The sequence below is a fragment of the Ensifer sp. VA4 genome, from assembly GCF_055710065.1.
Genome location: NZ_JBVQPO010000022.1, coordinates 37,801 through 59,714 on the forward strand (window position 1 = coordinate 37,801; position 21,914 = coordinate 59,714).

The 21,914-nt window shown below is 62.9% G+C and carries 15 protein-coding genes; 9 read left to right on the forward strand and 6 right to left on the reverse strand.

The window, feature by feature from the left end; genetic code table 11:
• Positions 1-31 precede the first annotated feature (31 nt).
• Positions 32-1,060 (reverse strand): LacI family DNA-binding transcriptional regulator, encoded by a 1,029-nt coding sequence (locus AC0C6X_RS28030; RefSeq protein WP_173518884.1) that lies wholly within the window; start codon positions 1,058-1,060, stop codon positions 32-34.
• Positions 1,061-1,202: 142 nt separating this feature from the next.
• The gene (locus tag AC0C6X_RS28035) at positions 1,203-2,087 is read right to left on the reverse strand and encodes a LysR family transcriptional regulator (RefSeq protein ID WP_472956314.1); all 885 of its coding nucleotides are present in this window, start codon (positions 2,085-2,087) and stop codon (positions 1,203-1,205) included.
• A 91-nt stretch (positions 2,088-2,178) separates the two neighbouring features.
• Here AC0C6X_RS28035 and AC0C6X_RS28040 point away from each other — a divergent pair, with 91 nt between their 5' ends.
• The 7 genes from AC0C6X_RS28040 (at position 2,179) to AC0C6X_RS28070 (ending at position 10,294) form a co-directional block, all read left to right on the forward strand.
• On the forward strand, positions 2,179-3,087 hold the full coding sequence (locus AC0C6X_RS28040) for an EamA family transporter (RefSeq protein ID WP_173518882.1): 909 nt from the start codon (positions 2,179-2,181) through the stop codon (positions 3,085-3,087).
• A gap of 216 nt (positions 3,088-3,303) precedes the next feature.
• Positions 3,304-4,266: a galactofuranose ABC transporter, galactofuranose-binding protein YtfQ gene (ytfQ, locus tag AC0C6X_RS28045; RefSeq protein ID WP_173518881.1), complete on the forward strand. Its 963-nt coding sequence runs from the start codon at positions 3,304-3,306 to the stop codon at positions 4,264-4,266.
• Between the two features lie 140 nt (positions 4,267-4,406).
• A complete protein-coding gene (gene ytfR / locus AC0C6X_RS28050; RefSeq protein ID WP_173518880.1) occupies positions 4,407-5,921 on the forward strand; it encodes a galactofuranose ABC transporter, ATP-binding protein YtfR in 1,515 nt (504 codons plus the stop codon).
• Complete coding sequence (locus tag AC0C6X_RS28055) at positions 5,918-6,943, forward strand: ABC transporter permease (protein ID WP_173518879.1); 1,026 nt, start codon at positions 5,918-5,920, stop codon at positions 6,941-6,943. Before ytfR ends, AC0C6X_RS28055 begins: the two co-directional genes overlap by 4 nt.
• Complete coding sequence (yjfF, locus tag AC0C6X_RS28060) at positions 6,940-7,908, forward strand: galactofuranose ABC transporter, permease protein YjfF (protein ID WP_173518878.1); 969 nt, start codon at positions 6,940-6,942, stop codon at positions 7,906-7,908. Before AC0C6X_RS28055 ends, yjfF begins: the two co-directional genes overlap by 4 nt.
• Positions 7,909-7,926: 18 nt before the next feature.
• The gene (locus AC0C6X_RS28065; RefSeq protein ID WP_173518877.1) at positions 7,927-8,655 is read left to right on the forward strand and encodes a FadR/GntR family transcriptional regulator; all 729 of its coding nucleotides are present in this window, start codon (positions 7,927-7,929) and stop codon (positions 8,653-8,655) included.
• Positions 8,656-8,776: 121 nt separating this feature from the next.
• A complete protein-coding gene (locus tag AC0C6X_RS28070; protein WP_173518876.1) occupies positions 8,777-10,294 on the forward strand; it encodes an FAD-dependent monooxygenase in 1,518 nt (505 codons plus the stop codon).
• A 144-nt stretch (positions 10,295-10,438) separates the two neighbouring features.
• Here AC0C6X_RS28070 and AC0C6X_RS28075 read toward each other — a convergent pair whose 3' ends face one another.
• From AC0C6X_RS28075 to katG, 3 genes are all read right to left on the reverse strand, one after another.
• Positions 10,439-13,648, reverse strand: coding sequence for an efflux RND transporter permease subunit (locus tag AC0C6X_RS28075; RefSeq protein WP_173518875.1), 3,210 nt, complete (start codon positions 13,646-13,648; stop codon positions 10,439-10,441).
• Positions 13,649-13,651: 3 nt separating this feature from the next.
• Positions 13,652-14,764: an efflux RND transporter periplasmic adaptor subunit gene (locus tag AC0C6X_RS28080; RefSeq protein WP_173518874.1), complete on the reverse strand. Its 1,113-nt coding sequence runs from the start codon at positions 14,762-14,764 to the stop codon at positions 13,652-13,654.
• Between the two features lie 418 nt (positions 14,765-15,182).
• Entirely contained in the window at positions 15,183-17,390 is a 2,208-nt protein-coding gene (gene katG / locus AC0C6X_RS28085) for a catalase/peroxidase HPI (protein WP_173518873.1), read from the reverse strand.
• 449 nt (positions 17,391-17,839) lie between these two features.
• Between katG and AC0C6X_RS28090 the strand changes: the two genes are divergently transcribed.
• Entirely contained in the window at positions 17,840-20,062 is a 2,223-nt protein-coding gene (locus AC0C6X_RS28090) for a hypothetical protein (RefSeq protein ID WP_472956321.1), read from the forward strand.
• A 17-nt stretch (positions 20,063-20,079) separates the two neighbouring features.
• On the opposite strand, the gene AC0C6X_RS28095 is transcribed toward AC0C6X_RS28090, so the two are convergent.
• Positions 20,080-20,712, reverse strand: coding sequence for an alpha/beta hydrolase (locus AC0C6X_RS28095; RefSeq protein ID WP_173518871.1), 633 nt, complete (start codon positions 20,710-20,712; stop codon positions 20,080-20,082).
• Positions 20,713-20,891: 179 nt separating this feature from the next.
• On the opposite strand from AC0C6X_RS28095, the gene AC0C6X_RS28100 reads away from it, so the two are divergent.
• On the forward strand, positions 20,892-21,791 hold the full coding sequence (locus AC0C6X_RS28100; protein WP_173518870.1) for a LysR family transcriptional regulator: 900 nt from the start codon (positions 20,892-20,894) through the stop codon (positions 21,789-21,791).
• The last annotated feature ends 123 nt before the right edge of the window (positions 21,792-21,914 follow it).

Consider the following 21,914-nt stretch of genomic DNA (forward strand, 5'->3'; position numbering starts at 1 on the left):
AATATTTCAGTAAATTTTTACCAAGCCATTTTTACCGGCCTGCAGTCGCGCTTCCGGCGGCGGTGCTGCCGCGCCAAACGATCTCCGTTCCGAGCAGCACCTTCTTGGCGACGTCGCGTCCCGAGAGCCGCTCGACCAGCAGGTCGACGGCCGTTTCGCCGATAATTTCCGCCGGTATCTTGACCGTCGAAAGCGGTGGGCCGAGAAACTGCGCGACCGGAATGTCGTTGAAGCTTGCCACGGCGACATCCTCCGGAATTTTCAGGCCCATCTCGTGAATTGCGCGATAGGCGCCGATCGCCATGTTGTCGTTGCAGGTGATCAGGATCTCAGGCCGATTGGGTTTCGACAGCATGGCCTTTGCCAACGTGTAGCCGCTGTCCGGCGTCAGCTTCTCGACCATGCAGAGGTCCGGATCGTAAAGGCCTGCATTCGTCGTCCAGTTGATGAAGGCGCGGCAGCGGCGTTCGGAATGGATGTCGTCCTTGCCACGAAAGGCGTCGATCCAGCCGAGGAAGCCGATGCGGCGGTAACCCATGCCGTGAACGCCTTGCAACAAGCGGTTCATTGCCACGGAGACATCGCTCATCACGCTGTCGTCGATGTCGTCGTCAGGCGCGAAGTCGGCAAAGACCAGGTGGCGGCTATGGCGCCGCAGCCAGTGAACCTCTTCGCCGTAGTGGTGACCGACGGCAACGACGCCGCTGGCGCCCTGGAGGATCGCCGCCTCCGGCAGGTTGCCGTTGTGGAAGACTTTGACCACCTCGATTTTCAGCGCCTGGCAGCGGTTCTCGATCCCGAGCCGAACGCCGACATAATAGGGGTCGATCAGTTCCTGCGCGGGCTGAAGGAAATGCACCAGTGCGAACTTCAGGCCCTGCATCGAGCCGGCGCCGCGGCCGCGATTGCGTGGCGTCGCGTAGTTCAGCGCCTCGGCCGTTTCGATGATCGCCTGACGCTTTTTCGTGGAGATCGAAAGCGTCGGATCGTAGTTCAGCACCCGCGAAACCGTTGCCGACGAAACCCCGACAGCCGACGCGATTTCCTTTATTGTGACCATGTCCAGCTTCCTGCCCGCCGCCAGCGGCCCGGTTTCGGGCGCGGCGCAATCATTATTTAGTAAAATTTTGCTTTGGGATTTTCAATCTCCGGTTCGCGCCGGGGCCGTATTTCGTTCCGGGATCGGACTGCATTTGCGATTGCTAAGATTGAGCTGTTGCCAGGGCTTCTGCCTGAAGTTCATCGGAGAGAAATTCCCAGAGCGCCGCGACGGGCTGTGACGACAGGCCCTGGTCGTCGGCGGCGAAGAGGCCGAGCTCGATCACCGGAGCCGGCGGCAAGCCTTCATTGGCGCCAAGGATCTTCATCGTGTTCGGGCGGATGTTGAGATCCAGCAGAACCGCAATGCCGAGACCGGCTTCGATCATCGACTGGATCGAGGCGAGGCTGGCGCTCGTCAGCACCGTGCGCCACGGTCTTTTGCCACCGTTCAGCGCTTCGATCATCTTTTGGCGCCAGGTGCAGACCCCGTCGAAGGTGACGAGCGGCAGGGGACCCTCGTCCGGCATCGCGAAACCACGCGCGGCGACCCAGCGGAGCGGTAGCCGCCAGGCGAGGATCGGCCGGCCATGGATCAGAGCGGGGTCGCCGATTGCGACATCGAGCTGTCCCTGCGACAGCTTCTCCGACAGCACGGTGCTTTCGGCGACCGTCAGCTCGAGTGCCACGTTTGGATGGCATTCGGAGAAGCGCTGCAGTGCCCTTGGCAGCGAGCCGACGGCGATGTCCTCGATCATGCCGAAGCGGATCGGGCCGTGGACCGATCGGCCGGCCAACGCCCTCCGTGCGCCCGTACTCAAGCCCAGCATTTTCCGGGCGTAGGGAAACAGCACATACCCGGCTTCGGTGAGGTCCATGCCCCTTGTGCTGCGGTTCAACAACCTGGCGCCAAGATCGTCTTCCAACCGGCGCAATTGCATGCTGACGGCGGCCTGGGTCCGCGCCAGCCGCTGGGCGGCACCGCTGACACTGCCGCATTCGGCGGTGACGACGAAGGCCCGCAACAGGCCGATGTCCAGATCATGCATATAACGATCCCTTATAGAGGCATCACAACTATTAGAGTTCATTATTGTGCCGAAATTGCTATGTCCGTTCAAGCCCAACAGGAGAACGGACATGGCTGATACGGAAACGGCAACGGTAACGGCAGACAGCGGCTGGAGCGGGCCGGCAACGGTGCCCGGTTCTGCCGGGCGAGTGTCTATAGCGATCGCCTTTTGCCTTCTGTCCATGTCGAGCGTGCAGTTCGGCGCCGCGCTCTCGAAGCCGGCCATGCAAAGCCTTGGCGCCTTTGGCGCAACCTGGCTGCGGGTCTCCTGGGCTGCGGCATTCCTGCTGCTTCTCGTCCGGCCGCGCTTCTTCAGTTACACGCGGTCGCAGTGGCTAACGGCGCTTTCGCTCGGCGCCACGATGGCGACGATGACGCTCTGCTTCTTCGCGGCGATCGAACGGATCCCGCTTGGGCTTGGCGTGGCGATCGAGTTTCTCGGCCCCTTGACCGTCGCGGCGATATTTGGCGGTCGCGGTTGGCGCCTGCTTTTCCCTGCGATCGCCGCGGCCGGCGTGCTGTGCCTTTCCTGGGACGGTTCGGCGTGGGTGGCGGATGCGCGCGGGCTGCTTTTCGCCTTCGGCGCTGCGATCGGCTGGGGCGGCTATATCGTGCTGATGAAACATGCCGGCCAAAGCTTCAGGGGATTGGAGGGGCTTGCCGTTTCGCTATTGTTTGCAGCACTCGTCGCAACGCCGTTCGGCGTTCACCAGGTGCAATCCGGCTTATCCTTCGACCTGCTGCTGGTGACGGCCGGGCTCGCCGTTCTGGTGCCGTTGCTCCCTTACGCGCTCGAATTCATGGCGCTCCGCCGCATGCAGCCATCGGCCTTCGGTATCCTGATGAGCCTGGAGCCGGCTATCGGCGCCTGCGCGGGCTTCATCGTCCTTGGGCAGGTGCTGTCGCTCCACCAGATCTTCGGCGTCGCACTCGTGATGCTCGCCAGTGCCGCCGGGACCGTGCTGGCGAAAGCCTAACGCCATAGCGGAAGGCGCCGTTCTCGTTCGTCAATCCTACGAAAATTCCGCTGTCGCTTGCCGCGGGGCGGCTGACCCGCGCTCTGTCGTCTGCGACCTCCCGGTGAATTTCATCCACATCTTACGCGCTAAGTGAAAAGTGTCGGTTTACAAAAGTAATATAATATGATTTTTTCTCGCTGGCTGCGCGGAGGCAGCTTTCTTTGGGAGGAAATCATGAAAATCGCCAAGGCACTTGCGAGTGCAACGATCCTTGCTGCCTGCACGTTCGGCAGCGCTACTGCCGCCGAACTGGTCGTCGGCTTCTCGCAGATCGGCTCGGAGTCCGGCTGGCGCGCCGCCGAGACGACGCTGACCAAGCAGCAAGCCGAACAGCGCGGCATCGACCTCAAGTTCGCTGATGCGCAGCAGAAGCAGGAAAACCAGATCAAGGCGATCCGCTCCTTCATCGCGCAGGGCGTGAACGCCATTCTTCTCGCCCCGGTCGTAGCAACCGGCTGGGACGAAGTTCTCCAGGAAGCCAAGGACGCGGAAATTCCGGTCATCCTGCTCGACCGCACCGTCGACGCCTCGAAGGATCTCTATCTGACGGCGGTAACCTCCGACCTGGTGCACGAGGGCAGTGTCGCCGGCAAATGGCTCGTCGACACCACGGCCGGCAAGCCCTGCAATGTCGTAGAGCTCCAGGGTACGACGGGGTCCTCGCCGGCGATCGACCGCAAGAAGGGCTTTGAACAGGCGCTGTCGGGGCATGACAACCTGAAGATCATCCGCAGCCAGACCGGCGACTTCACCCGCACCAAGGGCAAGGAAGTGATGGAAAGCTTCCTGAAGGCCGAGGACGGCGGCAAGAACATCTGCGCACTCTACGCCCACAATGACGACATGGCCGTCGGCGCCATCCAGGCGATCAAGGAGGCCGGCCTGAAACCCGGCAAGGATATCCTTGTCGTCTCGATCGATGCCGTGCCGGATATCTTCCAGGCGATGGCCGCCGGCGAAGCCAATGCCACGGTCGAGCTGACGCCGAACATGGCCGGCCCCGCCTTCGATGCGCTTGCTGCTTACCAGAAGGATGGCACGGCACCGCCGAAGTGGATCCAGACGGAATCGAAGCTCTATACGCAGGCCGACGAACCGCTGAAGGTCTACGAGGAAAAGAAGGGCCTCGGCTACTGACGTCGCCCCTGGCCCGCGCCCTCTTCTCGCGCGCGGGCCAGGCTCCTTTCCTGAGATACTTTCCGGGCGAAGAGTGCAGCTTGCCGCGGCCAAACTGTGCTTCTCGTCCGACAGATACCCGCATCGCGGAGACGGTATCGATGCAGACCAGTGACCACATTCTTTCGGCGATCCGGATCGAGAAGGCCTTCCCGGGCACCAGGGCCCTCGACAAGGTCGATTTTCACCTCCGGCGTGGAGAGGTTCATGCGCTGCTTGGCGAAAACGGCGCCGGCAAGTCTACTCTCATCAAATGCCTTACGGGCGCCTACCGCCGCGACGGCGGTGCCATCCTGCTCGACGGCACGGAGGTTGATCCCCGCGACACGTTCGAGGCCCAGACTCTGGGTATCGGCACGGTCTACCAGGAGGTCAACCTGTTGGCGAACCTGACGGTTGCCGAAAACCTCTTCCTCGGGCGCCAGCCGCGCCGCTTCGGCATGGTTGACGTTGGCGCCATGAACCGGCGTGCGCGGGAGCTGCTCGCTGACTATGAGCTCGACATCGACGTCACCCGCGATCTCGCAAGCTATTCCGTGGCGATCCAGCAGGTCGTCGCCATCGCCCGTGCCGTCGATCTCTCAGGCAAGGTGCTGATCCTCGACGAGCCGACGGCAAGCCTCGATGCGCATGAGGTGGCGATGCTGTTCCGCATTGTCCGGCGCCTCAAGGCCCGCGGGCTCGGCATCGTCTTCGTCACCCATTTTCTTGAACAGGTCTACGAGATTTCCGACCGGATAACGGTGCTCAGGAACGGGCAGCTCGTCGGAACCCGTGAAACTGCCAATCTCGACCGCCGCGCGTTGATCGCGATGATGATCGGCCGTGAACTGGCCGCTGAGATTCATGCCCCGCGTGCGCAAACCTCGGAAGGGCCGCTGCGTTACCGGTTTCGCAACTATGGCCGCAAGGGTCGCGTTCGTCCCTTCGACCTCGATGTCCGTGCCGGCGAAGTTGTCGGCATGGCCGGCCTGCTCGGCTCCGGACGGACGGAAACCGCGGAGCTTCTCTTCGGCGCCCACTCTGCCGATAGCGGTCAGGCGGAGATCGACGGCCGCGCGATCGATCTATCATCGCCGCGTGCCGCCATCCGGCACAGGTTCGGCTTCTGCCCGGAGGATCGGAAGACATCAGGCATCATTGGCGATCTCTCGGTGCGCGAGAACATCGTGCTCGCGCTGCAGGCGCGCCGCGGCTGGACACGGCCGATCTCGCGGGCGGAACAGAACCGGCTGGCGGACCACTACATCCGCGCGCTCGATATCCGCACCGCCGATCGAGAAAAACCGATCAAGCTTCTATCCGGCGGCAATCAGCAGAAGGCGATCCTGGCGCGCTGGCTTGCGACCGAGCCCGAATTCCTGATCCTCGACGAGCCGACCCGTGGCATCGACGTCGGCGCCCATGCGGAGATCGTCAAGCTCATTGAGGCGCTGCGCGAGAAGGGGCTGTCGCTGATCGTCGTCTCGTCGGAGATCGAGGAACTGGTCGCCTACAGCACGCGGGTCATCGTGCTTCGGGATCGCGCCCATGTCGCCGAACTCGACGGCAACCGGCTCACGGCCCACGAGATCGTCGAAGCGATCGCCGCAACCAATGAAAGGAGGGCGTCATGACGTCGTTCTTCCGGCTCTATTTGAACCGGTTGCTGCCGCAACTGATCGCGCTTGCCGTCATCGTCGTGGCGGTTTCACTGGTGTTTCCCGGCTTCCTCAACCTGGAAATCCAGAACGGACGCCTTTATGGCAGCCTCGTCGACATCCTCAATCGCGGCGCGCCCGTCGTGCTTTTGGCAATCGGCATGACTGTCGTCATCGCCACCAAGGGCATTGATCTCTCGGTCGGCGCGGTGATGGCGATCTGCGGCGCCACCGCCGCCGCTGCGATCACCTCCGGCCACTCGCTCGCCGGAACGCTGCTGATCACGCTTGCCGTCGGTATTCTTTGCGGTCTTTGGAACGGGGTGCTGGTGGCGGTGCTCGACATCCAGCCGATCATTGCCACGTTGGTCCTCATGGTCGCCGGGCGGGGGATTGCCCAGCTCATTACCGAGGGCGCGATCCTGACCTTCAATGATCCCGGCCTCATCTTCATCGGCAGCGGCTCCTTCGCGGGCCTGCCAATGCCGGTCGTGATCTGGTTGGTTTTCGGGGTGCTGATCGCCATGCTCGTCAGGCGGACGGCGCTCGGCATGCTGATCGAGGCGATCGGCGTCAATCGTCAGGCGAGCACGCTGTCCGGCGTGCTGACGCCAGTCCTGCTGATCGCCGCCTATGTTCTCTCCGGTCTCTGCGCCGCCATTGCCGGCATCATTGCCGCCGCCGACATTCGTGGCGCCGATGCCAACAATGCCGGGCTCTGGCTGGAGCTCGATGCCATTCTCGCGGTCGTGGTCGGCGGCACGTCGCTGCTCGGCGGACGCTTCAGCATCGCCGCATCGGTGCTCGGCGCGATCATCATCCAGGCGATCAACACCGGTATTCTTCTCTCCGGCTTCCCGCCAGAGTTCAACCTGATCATCAAGGCGGCGATCATCGTCGTCATCCTGGTGCTTCAGTCGCCGCGGTTCCGCACCGCCTTTGCCTTCCTCGTGCCGGCGCGCGGTGCGAGCAAACCAAGCGAGCGAGCTGCAAAATGAAGCCGAAATATCTTCCGCTGATCGCGACGCTCGTGATCTTTCTGCTCGGTTATGCGCTTTGCGTCGCGCAGTATCCGAACATCCTGTCCACGCGGGTGATTGGAAACCTTTTGACCGACAATGCCTTCCTCGGCATCGCGGCCGTCGGGATGACCTTCGTCATCCTCTCGGGCGGCATCGATCTCTCCATCGGTTCAGTCATCGCGTTCACCGGCGTCTTCCTGGCCGTCGTGCTGGAACACAGCAGCATCCACCCGCTCGTCGCCTTCGCGATGGTCCTCGCGATCGCGACGCTCTTCGGTGCCGCGATGGGTGCGATCATCCACTATCTGGAGATGCCGGCCTTCATCGTCACGCTTGCGGGGATGTTTCTCGCGCGCGGCATGGCTTTCGTGCTGTCGATCGATTCCATCCCGATCAAGCATCCGTTCTACGCGACGTTGAAAGGACTTTACGTCAAGCTGCCCGGCGGCGGACGCATCACGCTGATCGGCGGGCTGATGCTGCTCGTCTTTGCGGTCGGTATTCTCCTGGCGCATCGAACCCGCTTCGGCACCAATGTCTATGCGCTCGGCGGCGGTACGGCGACGGCGCGGCTCATGGGCGTTCCGGTTGCGGCAACGACCGTGAGGATCTACGCGCTCTCGGGGTTGCTCGCCGGGTTGTCCGGCATCGTCTTTTCGCTCTACACGTCCGCGGGCTACTCCCTTGCGGCCGTCGGCGTCGAACTGGACGCGATTACCGCCGTCGTCATTGGCGGGACGCTCTTGACCGGTGGCTCCGGTTTCGTTGCGGGCACATTTGTCGGCACCCTCATCCAGGGCCTGATCCAGACCTACATCACTTTCGACGGATCGCTGTCGAGCTGGTGGACGAAGATCCTGATCGGCCTTCTGCTCTTTGCTTTCATCCTCTTGCAGAAGGGCATCATCTACGTCTCGCGTCATCGTCGACAGCCGGCGTGACCGGACAAGGATCGTGCGATGTGGCCATTCTTCCAACCGCCGCGCAAGAGGACGAGCCATCGGCTCGTGGTTGAAGAGCTCGGCCAGGCGGTCGTCGCAGGGGAATTCGCCGTCGGCGCCATCCTGCCCGGAGACGTGGAGCTTGCGGCGCGGTTCAACGTCTCCCGCACGGTTCTGCGCGAAGCAATGAAGACGCTCGCCGCCAAGGGGCTCGTCGTCGCGCGCGCTCGCATCGGCACACGCGTGATGCCCCGGGCGAACTGGAACCTTTTCGACGGGGACGTGCTTTCCTGGCATTTCCGGGCCGGTGTCGATGAGGAGTTCCTGCGCCATGTCACCGAGGTCCGTCTCGCCCTGGAACCCTTTGCGGCTGGGCTCGCTGCGCGTCGGGCCACCGACGCCGATATCTCCCATATGATGCGGCTGGCGGTCGCCATGGGCGATGCCGGGCACAGCGCGCAGACGCTGGCCATTGCCGATCTCGAATTCCATCTCCGCCTTCTCGAAGCTTCCCTCAATCCGTTCATGCAGACGGTGGGCAGCCTGATCGAGGCGGCACTGATGGGCGTTTTCAGCTTGAGCAACGCGGCCACCGATGGTGCCGAGATCGATCGTGTCGCCGTCGCGCATATCCGTATCGTCGAGGAAATCCGCCTGCGCAACGAGGAAGGTGCACGAAGCGCAATGGAGCACGTGATACGCGTGGGGCAACAACAGCTGATCGCAAATTTGCGGGTGCGCGACTGACCCGGAAGTGAGCACCGGATGCTTCGCGACGCGTGACCGCAAGGCACTTTCCGCGCGGCTTGGCTTTGTCCGTCGCGTGCGCGTAGGCTGCCGCTGCGGGTGAAGGCGAGCGGAGAACCGGGTGACGGAACAGGATGTGCTGATCGTCGGCGCTGGACCGACGGGGCTGGTGTTTGCCCTCTGGCTGACCGCCCAGGGGGTGAAGGTCCGCATCATTGATAAAAACACCGGTCCCGGTCCGACGTCGCGGGCGATGGTGGTGCATGCCCGTACACTCGAGCTCTATCGCCAGCTCGATTTGGCATCCGCCGTGATCGAAGCGGGGCACCGCAACCCTTCGGTCAATCTTTGGGCCAAAGGCAGGGAAAAGGCACGAATTTCCTTCACTTCGACCGGTGCGAAGCTGACGGCCTATCCGTTTGTCCTGATCTATCCGCAGGATCATCATGAGGGGCTGCTTGCTGCACGGCTGGAAGCCCTGGGCGTCAAGGTCGAGCGGCAGACCGAGCTTGTCGGCTTCCTGGACGCCGATGGCCACGTGAGCGCGCAACTTCGGCTGCCCGACGGCAGCGAGGAGGTTTCGATCGCCCGATATCTCGCGGGATGCGACGGCGCGCGCTCGCCCGTGCGGCACAAGCTCGCGACCGGTTTTGCAGGCGGCACGTATAACCAGATTTTCTATGTCGCCGATGTCGAGGCGAGCGGTCCCACTGCCAATGGCGAGGTGCATGTTTCCCTCGACAGCAACGACTTTGTTGCGCTGCTTGCCTATGCCAAGGGTCGCGGGCGTCTGATCGGCCTCGTCCGCGACGAACGGGAGGACGCGGACAGGCTCGCCTTCGAGGATGTCAGCCACCGGGCGATCGCGCGTTTGCGGCTCACGATCGACAGGGTCAATTGGTTCTCGACCTATCGCGTCCATCATCGCGTCGCTGATCGCTTTCGACAGGGACACACATTCCTGCTGGGTGACGCTGCCCATGTGCACAGCCCCGTCGGCGGCCAGGGCATGAACACCGGTATCGGCGACGCGATCAATCTTGCCTGGAAGCTTGCGGCAGTATTGAAGGGACAGGCGCCCGACAGCCTGCTCGACAGTTATGAGCGCGAGCGCATCGGTTTCGCGCGCCAGCTCGTTGCGACCACGGATCGCCTGTTCACCTTCGTGACTGCCGAAGGCCGTTTCGCGGACGTCTTGCGTGTCGAGATCGCTCCCATTCTGGCGGGTGTCGCCTTCCGCATCGGCCGTGTCCGCGAGTTTCTGTTCCGGATGCTTTCGCAGACCCAGCTGAACTATCGCGGTGGCCCCTTGAGCCGCGGCACGGCCGGCGGAGTGAAGGGCGGAGACCGGCTTCCCTGGGTCGATACGGCTGGCCGCGACAACTATCAGCCGCTCACCGCCATCACCTGGCAGGTGCATGTTTATGGCACGCCGCGCGACGAGATGAGAGATTGGTGCGGAGCGCGCGGCGTGCCGCTCCATGTGTTCCCATGGACGAGGGCGCACGGGACGGCAGGTTTGGCCGCGGATGCCGTCTATCTCCTGCGGCCGGACACTTACGTGGCGCTCGCCGCTGAAAAGCAGGCACCCGAGCTATTCGATGCCTATCTGGCGGAACAAGGGATCACCCTGTCCTGACGGACATCCGCACAACAGAGCCGGAACGTCCCGAAGGCGGTTTTTCGTCAGGTTTGGAATTCGACACGGGCTCCGACTGGAAATGGTGAACGCGGAAACGGGGCCAGATTGGCCCCGTCTCGATGTTATCGTCCGGCCCCAAACCTAACCGTGGCTGGCCGGTGTCGCAGTCTTGCCTTCCGTCATGCCGCTCTCAGCCGAGGCACCCTGCGCTTCGGCTGGATGCTTGGAAATGCCGGCGAGCTTGTGGCCGCGTTCGCGCAGCCACTGGAAGGCGACGTAGAGTGCCGGGATGACGAAGATGCCGACGAGAGCGGCGGCGAGCATGCCGCCGGCAACGCCGGTGCCGACCGCGCGGCGGCTGAGTTCGCCGGCGCCCTTGGCGATCACCAGCGGCACCAGGCCGACGATGAAGGCGAAGCTCGTCATCATCACGGCACGGAAGCGGGCGCGCGCGCCTTCGATCGCCGCATCGACGATCGTCGCACCGGCCTCGCGGTGCGCCTTGGCGAACTCGACGATCAGGATCGCATTCTTCGAGGCGAGCGCGATCAAAACGACGAGGCCGATCTGGGCGTAGATGTCGAAGGAGAGACCGGCGACGAGCACCGACAGCAGCGCACCCGTAACCCCAAAGGCGACCGACAGCAGCACCGGTACCGGGATCGTCCAGCTCTCGTAGAGCGCCACGAGAAAGAGATAGGCGAAGAGCACGGCCATCGCCAGAATGGCGGTCGTCTTGCCGGCCGCTTCCAGTTCCTGCAGCGCCGTCCCGGTCCATTCGTAGCTGTAGCCGGGCGGCAGGGTCGAGGCGGATAGCGCTTCCATCGCGGCCAGCGCCTCGCCCGAGGAATGGCCGGCGGACGGCTGGCCGTTCAGCGTGATCGAGCGGTAGTTGTTGTAGCGCACGATCGACTGCGGGCCGACGATATAGTCGACCTTGGCGACCGAGGCGACGGGGACCATGTCGCCGTTCACGTTGCGCACGTGCAGGCGCTGAATGTCGTCGACGGCGTTGCGGTCGGCCTGGGCCGCCTGCATCGTCACCTTCCAGGTGCGGCCGAAGAGGTTGAAGTCGTTGACGTAGTAGCTGCCGAGCGTGCCCTGCAGCGTCGTGAACAGATCGCTGACCGACACGCCGAGCGATTGCAGCCGATCGCGGTCGATGTCGAGATAGAGTTGCGGTGAACTGGCCGAATAGGTGGTGAAGGTGGGACCGAGCGCCGGGTTCTGGTTGGCGGCAATGATCAGCCCGCCGGCAGTCGCCGCGAGATCGGTGACCGAGCGGCCCTGCAGGTCGAGCAACTGGTATTCGAAGCCCGACCCGGTGCCGAGACCCATGATTGGTGGCAGGTTGAAGGCGAAGATCTGCGCACCGCGGATCGTTTGTCCCTTGGCCATGGTGGTGGCGATCACCGCCTCGACGCCGGCCGATGCGCTTAGGCGCTCCGCGAAGGGCTTCATCGTCACGATGGCGAAAGCGGAGTTCGATTTGGAAAGGCCGTCGAGGAAGGAGTAGCCGGTGACGGTGGTCACATTGGCGACGCCCTCGATGCCGCCAAGCATCGTCTCCACCTGCTTCACGACGGCATCGGTACGGTTGTAGGAAGAGCCCTCAGGCAGACGGATTTCGGTGAAATAGGCGCCCTGGTCTTCTGCCGGCAGGAAACCCGTCGGAACGACGCGGAAGAGGGAGCCGGCCGCGACGAAGGCGAGTGCCAGCAGCGCGAGGCCGATGATCGCGCGCCGGGCGATATGCCCGGCCACAAAGGCATAGCCGTCGCGCCCCTTGTCGATGGTGCGCGAGATATAGCCGAGAATGCCGCGCTTGGGTCCGTGATGCGGCTTCAGCAGCACGGCGCAGAGCGCCGGGCTGAGCGTCAGCGCGTTGACTGCCGAGATCACCATCGATACCGAGACGGCGACGGCGAACTGCTGGAACAGTTGGCCGCTCAACCCGGGAATGAAGGCCACCGGCACGAAAACCGACAGGAGCACAAGGGTGATCGCAACGATGGCGCCGGTGATTTCGCCCATCGCGCGCCGCGCCGCTTCCGCCGCCGAGAGACCCGGGTTCTCCTCCATCACCCGCTCGACGTTTTCGACCACCACGATCGCATCGTCGACGACGATACCGATCGCCAGAACCAAAGCCAGCAGTGACACGGTGTTGAGCGAGAAGCCCATGGCAAGCAGCACCGCGAAGGTGCCGATCAGCGCGACCGGAACGGCGACGAGCGGGATCAGCGTTGCCCGCCAGTTTCCAAGGAAGAGAAAGACGATGATAATGACGAGGACGAAGGCTTCGAACAGTGTTTCCTCGACATTGTCGACGCTCGCTTCGACGAATTGCGCCGTGTCGTAGGAGACCGAATAGGTGAGGCCCGGCGGGAAGGATTTCGACAATCGTTCCATCGCCTCCTGCACGCCTCTGGCAGCGGCAAGCGCGTTGGCGCCCGGCGCCTGATAGGTGCCGATCATGGCGACAGGCTTGCCATTGATCCGGGCGCTGGAATCAGAACTGGCGGCGCCGAGCTCGACACGCGCCACGTCACGGATGCGTACATAGGAACCATCGGGCCTTGCACGCAGCACCACATCCTCGAACTGCTTTGGGTCGGTGAGGCGGCCCTGTGTCTGGAGATTTAGCTGGAACAGCGGGTCGTCGGTCATCGGCTGCGCGCCGATGCGGCCGATCGCCGCCTGGACGTTCTGGGCCTTGAGCGCATTGATCACGTCTGTCGGCGTCAGGTCGAGGCTGGTCATCCGGTCGATGTCGAGGACGACGCGCATGGAGTAGTCCTGCGCACCGAAGAGCTGAGCATCGCCGACCCCGGGCACGCGCTTGACCGTGTCGAGCACGTTGATCGTGGCGTAGTTGGACAGGAACAGGGAATCGAAGTTCTGTTTCTCGTCCGCACCATAGATGGCAATCACCTGCATCAGCGCCGAGGACTTCTTGCGCACGCTGACGCCGCTCTGCTTGACTTCCGCTGGCAGGCCAGCTTCGGCGAGCGAGACGCGGTTCTGGACGTTGACGGTGGCGATATCGGGGTCGGTGCCGACGGCGAAGGTGACGGTCAGGGTATAGGAGCCGTCAGCGCCGCTGGTCGACTTCATGTACAGCATGTCGTCGACACCGACGACCTTGCTTTCGATCGGTTGGGCGACCGTGTTTTCGACTACGTCGGCGCCGGCGCCGGGATAGCTTGCGGTGACGCTCACCTGCGGCGGTACGATATCGGGGAATTGCGCGATCGGCAGGCGGGTGAGCGCAAGAAGGCCCGCCAGCGTCAGCACGATGGAAATGACCGTGGCGAAGCGCGGGCGATCGATAAAGATCTCTGAAATCATGGGTCAGCCACCTGCTGCCGTGGCGGCATCGACAGCGATGCCCGGTCGGACCTTGCCCGCCCCCTCGGTGATGACGTTCTCGCCTTCCTTGAGGCCTTTGCCGATGACGGCCTGGCCGCGCGTGTTGCGCGTGACATCGACGCGGCGAAGCTCCACTTTGGAACTCGCATCGACCACCAGCACGAAGGCGCCCTGCTGATCACGCTGGACCGCCTGCTGCGGCACGGCGAGAACCTCCTGCTTGTCGGATTGCTCGAGCATGACGCGCACCAGGGCGCCGTCGAGCAGGATGCTGTCCGGATTAGGGAACTCGGCGCGCACCGTCACTGTGTCCGTCCCTTGCGAGACGTTGCTGGCGATAAAGTTGATCGTGCCCTTCTGCTTGTATTCCGTGCCGTTCGGCAGCCCGAGCCCGACATTGGCGCCGCCGCTGATCTCGCCCTTCAGCACACGCTCGCGATAGGTAAGGTAGAGGGCGGTCGCCACGGGAAACTGAACATAGATGGGATCAAGCCGAGTCAGCGTTACCAGCGGCCCGCTGTCCGGGCCGACGAGCGCGCCGACATCCGCGGCTGTCAAGCCGACGATGCCGTCGAAGGGCGCGACGATCTTCGTATAGGAAAGGTTGAGGTCGGCGTTGTCCTTGCTGCCTCTGAGCCGGACCAGATCGCCTTCGGCCTTCCTCACCTCGGCATGGGCCTCGTCCACCTTCGCCTGAGAAATCGTCTTGGTCGTCAGCAGTTGCTCGGCGCGGTCACGTTCGAGGATGGCAAGTTCCTTGGCTGCTTCCGCCGCTTCGATCTGCCCCTCGATTTCCTGGACTGCGGCGCGATAGGCACCGTCTTCGACCTGGTAGAGCACCGTGCCAGCGGTGACTTTCTGTCCCTCGGTGAAGTTGACGGCCTCGAGGAAGCCCGAAACGCGGGCGCGAATATCGACCTTCTGGATGGCGGTGACCTGACCCGTCAGATCGACGCTCTCGCGCAGGTCCATGACCGTGGCCGGCGCCACGACCACCGCCGGAGCCTGCTGCGCAGAGGCGGTTTGCGCCGCGAGGAAGATCGCGACAAGGAGTGTTGATGAAAGTGAAGCGACCCGGACTCTTGAGCGATGCATGCAACGTTCCCCCTGAACGAAACAGCTTGAGATGACGTCGGTCGCCTTCGCAGGCGGCCCGATGGCGTTGAAATCAGAACACGTTATCCACGTCAAGTCACGCAATTAGTGATTGATAAGGCGCCGGATGCAGAGCGACGGCGAATTTGCCGATGGAGGATGCCGACAGAGAGAAGTTGTCACAAAAGCAAAGGCTTGCGCGGGGAGGCCTGTTCGACGCGGAAGGGCTCGACAGCCTGGGACTCTCGGTCGTCCGGTTAGTTGGGACGTTTGGCAGCGGTCGTTTAACGTGTGGTCGGCCATTGCGGGCAACGAGCCGTGGCTGCAACCTTGGGTGACGCTTTGCATTCGACGTGCACGAACCAGATCCCGGCATGATGCCGGGATCTGTACTGGATTTCGGCAGTCCGACCGGATCTCAGACGAGATCGAAGCGATCGGCGTTCATTACCTTGTTCCAGGCGGCCACGAAGTCGCGCACGAACTTCTTCTTGGCATCCGCCTGTCCGTAGACTTCCGCAATCGCCCTCAACTGCGAGTTCGAACCGAAGACGAGATCGACGCGGGTCGCCGTCCACTTGACGTCGCCGGTCTTGCGGTCGCGCCCTTCGAACACGTCCTTCGCATCCGACGTCGCCTTCCAGACCGTGCTCATGTCGAGCAGGTTGACGAAGAAGTCGTTGCTGAGCGTTTCGGCACGATCGGTGAAGACGCCATGCTTGGTCGGACCGTGGTTCGCGCCGAGAACACGCAGGCCCCCGACGAGAACGGTCATCTCCGGCGCGGTCAGCGTCAAGAGCTGGGCCTTGTCGATCAGCAGTTCTTCCGGCGAAACCGCATATTGTGTCCGCTGGTAGTTGCGGAAACCGTCGGCGATCGGCTCCAGAACGTCAAAGGAGTCGACGTCGGTCTGTTCCTGCGAGGCGTCCATGCGACCCGGCGCGAAGGCAACCTCTATGTCATGGCCGGCTGCTTTCGCTGCCTTTTCGATGGCAGCGGCGCCGCCAAGCACGATCAGGTCGGCGAGCGACACTTTCTTGCCGCCGGACTGCGCGTCGTTGAAGGCGCGCTGGATGCCTTCGAGGGTTTCGAGAACCTTTGCCAGTTGTGCCGGCTGGTTGACCTGCCAGTCCTTCTGCGGCGCAAGGCGAATGCGGGCGCCGTTGGCCCCGCCACGCTTGTCCGATCCGCGGAAGGTCGCGGCGGATGCCCAGGCGGTCGAAACCAGCTCGGAGACCGAAAGGCCCGAAGCGAGGATCTTGGCCTTGAGGTCGGCGATATCCTTCGCGTCGACGAGCGGGTGATCGACGGCGGGGATGGGATCCTGCCAGATCAGTTCTTCGGCCGGAACTTCCGGGCCGAGATAGCGGGCGCGCGGACCCATGTCGCGGTGGGTCAGCTTGTACCAGGCGCGGGCAAAGGCGTCGGCGAAAGCGTCCGGGTTCTCGTAGAAGTGTCGCGAGATCTTCTCATAGGCCGGATCGACGCGCAGCGCGAGGTCGGTCGTCAGCATCGACGGGGCGTGACGCTTGGACTTGTCATGCGCATCCGGGACGGTGCCGGCGCCCATGCCATGCTTCGGCGTCCACTGGTGGGCGCCGGCCGGGCTCTTCGTCAGTTCCCATTCGTAGCCGAAGAGGTTCCAGAAGTAGTTGTTGCTCCACTTGGTCGGCGTCGTCGTCCAGGTGACTTCGAGACCGCTGGTGATGGTGTCGCCGCCACGGCCGCTGCCGTAGGTGCTTGCCCAGCCAAGGCCCTGTTCCTCGATGCCCGCACCTTCCGGCTCGCGGCCGACATTGGCCGCATCACCAGCGCCGTGGGTCTTGCCGAAGGTGTGGCCGCCGGCGATCAGCGCAACGGTTTCCTCGTCGTTCATCGCCATGCGGGCGAAGGTCTCGCGAATGTCCCTGGCGGCAGCGAGCGGGTCCGGGTTGCCGTTCGGGCCTTCCGGGTTGACGTAGATCAGGCCCATCTGCACCGCTGCGAGCGGGTTTTCGAGGTCCCGGTCGCCCGAATAGCGCTTGTCGTCGAGCCAGGTCTTTTCCGTGCCCCAGTAGATGTCCTCTTCCGGTTCCCACACATCGGGACGGCCGCCGGCGAAACCGAAGGTCTTGAATCCCATCGATTCGAGCGCGCAGTTGCCGGCGAGGATCATCAGGTCGGCCCAGGAGATGCTGTTGCCGTATTTCTGCTTGATCGGCCAGAGGAGGCGGCGCGCCTTGTCGAGGTTGGCGTTGTCCGGCCAACTGTTGAGCGGTGCGAAGCGCTGCTGCCCGGCACCGGCGCCGCCGCGGCCGTCGCCGGTGCGGTAGGTGCCGGCGCTGTGCCAGGCCATGCGGATGAACAGCGGTCCGTAGTGGCCGAAGTCGGCCGGCCACCAATCCTGCGAATCGGTCATCAGGGCGAAGAGATCCTTCTTCACCGCCGGCAGGTCGAGCTTCTTGAATTCCTCGGCATAGTTGAACGCCTCGCCCATCGGATCGGAAAGGGAGGAATTCTGGTGCAGGATCTTCAGGTTGAGCTGGTTCGGCCACCAGTCGCGGTTCGAGGTGCCGGCCGATTGAGCGCTCGTCTGAGCTCCGTGCATGACGGGACATTTGCCCGTTTTGTCGGCTTTCGCGTCCATTTTTATCTCCCTTTACGATGACTTACGATGACGTGAATTGTGCGGGTCAGAGGAAAAGCAGGCTGTGCGGGCCAACGGTTTGCCGGGCCCGGCTTGCGGCATTCTTTGTGCCGTCGCTGATTGTCGTTTTGCGAAGCGGTCTGGCCACTGGCTGCATCTCCTTCATTGCGCTGACGAGTCTATCAAAGTGGTTCCATTAATTTAAGTTGGATTTCCTGATGGCAGCGATAAGGCAATCCTATTGCCGTGGGCGACAGGGCAACAAGCGCATGCTTGCAGCCTTGTATGCATCTCTGATGACGTCCGACCGCTTCGCCGATTGCAGCCCACACAAGAATATTGGTGCACGGCACTCCCGCCAAACTTGCGGAAAAAAGCATCAATGGTTAGTCACAGCCGCATAGACTCAAAGAGCTTTCCATTTTTCGCGTGGTGAAAGGACAGACATCGTGGCTGAGACAGAAACTGGGGCCGGCAAGGGCCGTCGCAAAGCGCTTTGGGCGGCCGTCGCAGTGATCGCGATCGCGGCCGCCGGCGTGACCGGCGGCAAGTTCATGCTCGAAAGGTCGGTCGATAAGTTCATCGCCGCGCGTGGTGGCAAGGCCGGCTCCGTCGAGGCGGACTTTCTCGGCCGCCTTCACCTGCGCGACGTGACGCTGCCCTTTGCCAATGGCACCAAGGTACAGGTCGCCGCGATCGATGGCCGTCCCAAGATCTTCTTCCTGAGCGGCAAGCTTGACGTGAAGGGACTTGAACTCGACATCGCCGCAGGAAAGTTCTCTGTGCCGCATGCGGTCATCGAGGAGCCGGACTTCTTCGCCGGCGCGCTCTCCAAGGCAGGCGATCAGGGTGAGTTGACGACCCTGAAACGCATCGAGCGTTTTGCCGCAAAACGGATCTCGGCGCCGGAGGCGACAATCAGCCAAGATGTGGCCGGTACCGAGCAGAAGACGGTGTACAAGGATCTCGCCCTCGAGGACATCGCGGGCGGTCGCGTCGCCCGTTATTCGGCGAGCGGCGCAAGCTTCGCCTTTGCCATGGATGTTCCTGACGGAGAAGGCGCAACGAAGCGCGAGCAGATGAACGGCTCGATCGGGGCCGTCACGGGCGAGAACTTCGATGCGGCCTATCTGACGCGGATCTATACGGAAAAGGCCGGACCCGACGACAAGGAGCCGAAGCCGCTCTATGGCCCGATCACGGTGAAGAACCTTGCCTTCTCCGACGGCAAGGCGACGTTCGGCTATGACGAAGTGCGCAGCAAGGGCTTCACTGCGCGCATGCCAGCGGAACCCCTGCTCGAAACGCTCGAAAAACTGCAAGGCGTAACAGACCCCGAGGCGTTGCCGCCGGCCGAGCGGCAGGCGTTCTTCAAGCGCGTCCTTTCGATCGTCGACATGATCGGCAACGGCGACATCGAGTTGTCGGGCATCAAGATGGAAGTGCCGGACAAGAGCAGCGAAGAGGAAGGCAAGACGATCAAGCTCGCCGTCGACAAGGTGGCGATGCAGCTCGATGGCCGCAGCTTCGACGGTTCCCTCCACGGCCTTTCTGCCGGCGAAGGTGCCGACTACGTCAAGCTCGCCGAAGCAAGCATCAAGGGCTTCTCCTGGGCTCCGACCATGGAGGCGCTCACGAAGCTGGCAGGGCTGAAAGAGGAAGAGTTTGAAACCTTCCCCTTCACGACGCTGATGCCGGAGTTCGGAACAATCCGCATCGCCGGACTGGACGTGGACATGCCTGGCGCCGAGCCGTCAAGCTTGACGGACAGCGAAATTATCGACGGCGACCCGAGCGCGACCGAAAATGAGGCCGATCCGTCCGTCAGCACCGAGCCCGTGCCGGATGAGGCAACCGATGGCGATGCTTCCTCCGATGGTGATGCCGCGACGGATGGGGATGCCGCATCCGAGACAGAGGTCCCGGCCGATGCCCAGGACGCTCCGATGGTCGAAGCGCCGGCCGAGCAGGATGCCGTGCCTTCGGTCCCCGAACGCGTGCGCTTCACGCTCGACAGTTACGAGGTGGCTCTGACCAAGCCGCGCAACGGCATCCCGACGGATGTTCGGGTCACCTACCGTGATCTCAGCGTGCAGGTGCCGGCTGATACGCAGGACGAGGGTTTCGCGACGCTGCGCAAGCTGGGTTTCGACAAGCTGGTGTTCTCCTCCAACGTCGAGCTCGCCTGGGATGAGCCGAACGAGAACCTCGTCATCAAGGACATCTCCGTGAACGGCAAGGACATGGGCAGCTTCTCCTTCTCCGGCTTGATGGGAGGCGCCAGCAAGGATTTCTTCTCCGGCGACATGACCGCTGCGCAGGTGGCGCTCTTCGGCCTCACGGCCCGGGAAGCCACGCTCAAGCTTGAAGACAAGGGCATCTTGGCCAAGGGCATCAAGCTCTATGCCGAGGACAACCACATGACCGAGGACAGCGTTCGTGGGCTCCTCGTGCTGATGACGAGCGCAGGCGTGCAGCATTTTGCTGCCACCCAGCCGAAGCTGCAGGACGCGGCAACTGCGTTTACCCAGTTCATCAGCAAGCCCGGCGCCTTCACCCTGAAGGTCAAGGCCAAGGATGAAGCCGGGATCGGCGCCCTCGAGCTGATGGGCGCTGCCGAAAACCCCGCGCTTCTGCTCGACAAGGTCGACCTCGAAGCCACGGCACAGTAACGCGATTGCGGGCCGCGTCAGCCGACGCGGCTCGCATCTCTTCTGCCTATGGGTTCCTCTAGGAATTCTCGCAGTGCCATCATTTCTTCCCGTCCGATCTCATGCGTGCCGCGATTGTAGAGGGCTCGGACATCAGCCTTTTGTCCGGCAAGATAGTCGACCAGCCGCTCGATAAGCGCCAATGGGCGAGCCGGATCGTCCTGGCCGCCCGTGACGAGGACCGGTTTGCCCGCAAGCCCGGCATTGCCGGGCGGCGTCCACGCAACGAGGGGATGCAACAAGGCGGCGCGATCGAACAGATCAGGGCGTTTGACCAGGAGCGCCGTGAGCACCGTCGCTCCGGTCGTGTAGCCGATCCCATAGGCGGTCCTGCCATCATATAGGCGCCGCTTATCGGTAATGACGTTTGTCAAGTCTTCCACATGAACAGCGAATGCCTGCATATCGGGCATCGCGTCGCTGATCCGGGAAGGGCGCGCGGGATCGGTATCTCTCGTGCCTTTATTGAAAGAAAACACCTGGGCATCCGGTAGTATGCTGGCGATCAGCCCTGCGACCGGATCGTCCGGACCGGGATCGTAGAAAGCAAAGACGATCGGTGCGTCGTGCCTGAACTGTTCCACCTGCTCGTCGAAACGTGAGATTGTCATGCTGCCACTCCCGATTTGGGAGATCGAGAGGCCGTCGTCGAGGCCGCAGGCACTGCTGCCTGATCCCGGTCAGCACGCCACGCGTCGCGCTTCTCCCGAGACAAGGATCGGTGCATTCATAGGCAAAATGAACAGCAATAATATTGACAATATTATTGCATTTATCGCAATTATTTCGCATGAGCGATTTGAGTGATATCCGCGTCTTCCTGGCGGTGGCGAAACAGCGAAGCTTTACCGCCGCAGCGCGCCAGCTTTCGATGACGGCGCCAAGTGTCACCCGCGCAGTCAGTGCTTTGGAAGACGACCTCGGGGTTCAGTTGCTGCTGCGCACGACACGCCAGGTATCATTGACCTCGGCTGGCGCGGTCTATGCGGCGCGTATCGAGCCATTGATCCGCCAGTTCGATGAAGCGCGCGAGGATCTGCGTGAGCAGCACGGCGACGTCGCCGGACTGATCCGCATCAACGCGCCGCTGTCGCTCGGCCAGCACATCCTGCCGGATATCGTCACCGGCTTTCGCGCCGAGCATCCGGGCACGCAAATTTCGCTGTCGCTGACCGACCGGCTCATCGACATCGTGGCCGAGGATTTCGATCTTGCTGTCCGCGTGTCGGAACCGCCGCGCGACAAATCGACGATCTGGCGCCGGATCTGCCCGGTGCGGCGCGTGCTGGTCGCGTCGCCCGGTTACCTCGCCAGATATGGATCCCCGCAGACGCCGGATGATCTCGACCGTCACGGCTGCCTTGCCTATGACGGACAGGCGATCTCGGAGACCTGGGAACTCACATCCCAGGGCCGGGCGCGAAGGGTCAGGGCCGGCCAGACCTTGGCTGCCAACAATGGCGAGTTCGTCGCGAGGCTTGCGGAAAATGGAGAGGGCATCGCGCTCCTGCCGCTTTTCATCGTCGAGGATGCGCTGGCAACTGGAGCGCTCAAGCAGATCCTCGATGGGTGGGAGGCCCCGCAACTGTGGCTCACGCTCTATTATCCGCCCTATGAACGGCTGCCGCTGAGGGTTGCCAAGTTCTCGGATTTCTTCGAGAGCTATGTCACCGAAACGCGACCGCTCTAGGTCCAATCGACATTCAGGATTCCCAAATCAGTTGATCGCTGATTCATAGGAGACCGTGTTGAACGAGGGTCTTTTGCATGGCGGCGAAGCGGTATGAACTGAGCGATGCTCAGTGGGTCAGGA

Excerpts from the sequence above, each read along its gene's own strand:
- AC0C6X_RS28030 (WP_173518884.1), bottom strand. The coding sequence starts at position 1,060 with ATGGTCACAATAAAGGAAATCGCGTCGGCTGTCGGGGTTTCGTCGGCA.
- AC0C6X_RS28035 (WP_472956314.1), bottom strand. The coding sequence starts at position 2,087 with ATGCATGATCTGGACATCGGCCTGTTGCGGGCCTTCGTCGTCACCGCC.
- AC0C6X_RS28040 (WP_173518882.1), top strand. The coding sequence starts at position 2,179 with ATGGCTGATACGGAAACGGCAACGGTAACGGCAGACAGCGGCTGGAGC.
- ytfQ (WP_173518881.1), top strand. The coding sequence starts at position 3,304 with ATGAAAATCGCCAAGGCACTTGCGAGTGCAACGATCCTTGCTGCCTGC.
- ytfR (WP_173518880.1), top strand. The coding sequence starts at position 4,407 with ATGCAGACCAGTGACCACATTCTTTCGGCGATCCGGATCGAGAAGGCC.
- AC0C6X_RS28055 (WP_173518879.1), top strand. The coding sequence starts at position 5,918 with ATGACGTCGTTCTTCCGGCTCTATTTGAACCGGTTGCTGCCGCAACTG.
- yjfF (WP_173518878.1), top strand. The coding sequence starts at position 6,940 with ATGAAGCCGAAATATCTTCCGCTGATCGCGACGCTCGTGATCTTTCTG.
- AC0C6X_RS28065 (WP_173518877.1), top strand. The coding sequence starts at position 7,927 with ATGTGGCCATTCTTCCAACCGCCGCGCAAGAGGACGAGCCATCGGCTC.
- AC0C6X_RS28075 (WP_173518875.1), bottom strand. The coding sequence starts at position 13,648 with ATGATTTCAGAGATCTTTATCGATCGCCCGCGCTTCGCCACGGTCATT.
- AC0C6X_RS28080 (WP_173518874.1), bottom strand. The coding sequence starts at position 14,764 with ATGCATCGCTCAAGAGTCCGGGTCGCTTCACTTTCATCAACACTCCTT.
- katG (WP_173518873.1), bottom strand. The coding sequence starts at position 17,390 with ATGGACGCGAAAGCCGACAAAACGGGCAAATGTCCCGTCATGCACGGA.
- AC0C6X_RS28095 (WP_173518871.1), bottom strand. The coding sequence starts at position 20,712 with ATGACAATCTCACGTTTCGACGAGCAGGTGGAACAGTTCAGGCACGAC.
- AC0C6X_RS28100 (WP_173518870.1), top strand. The coding sequence starts at position 20,892 with ATGAGCGATTTGAGTGATATCCGCGTCTTCCTGGCGGTGGCGAAACAG.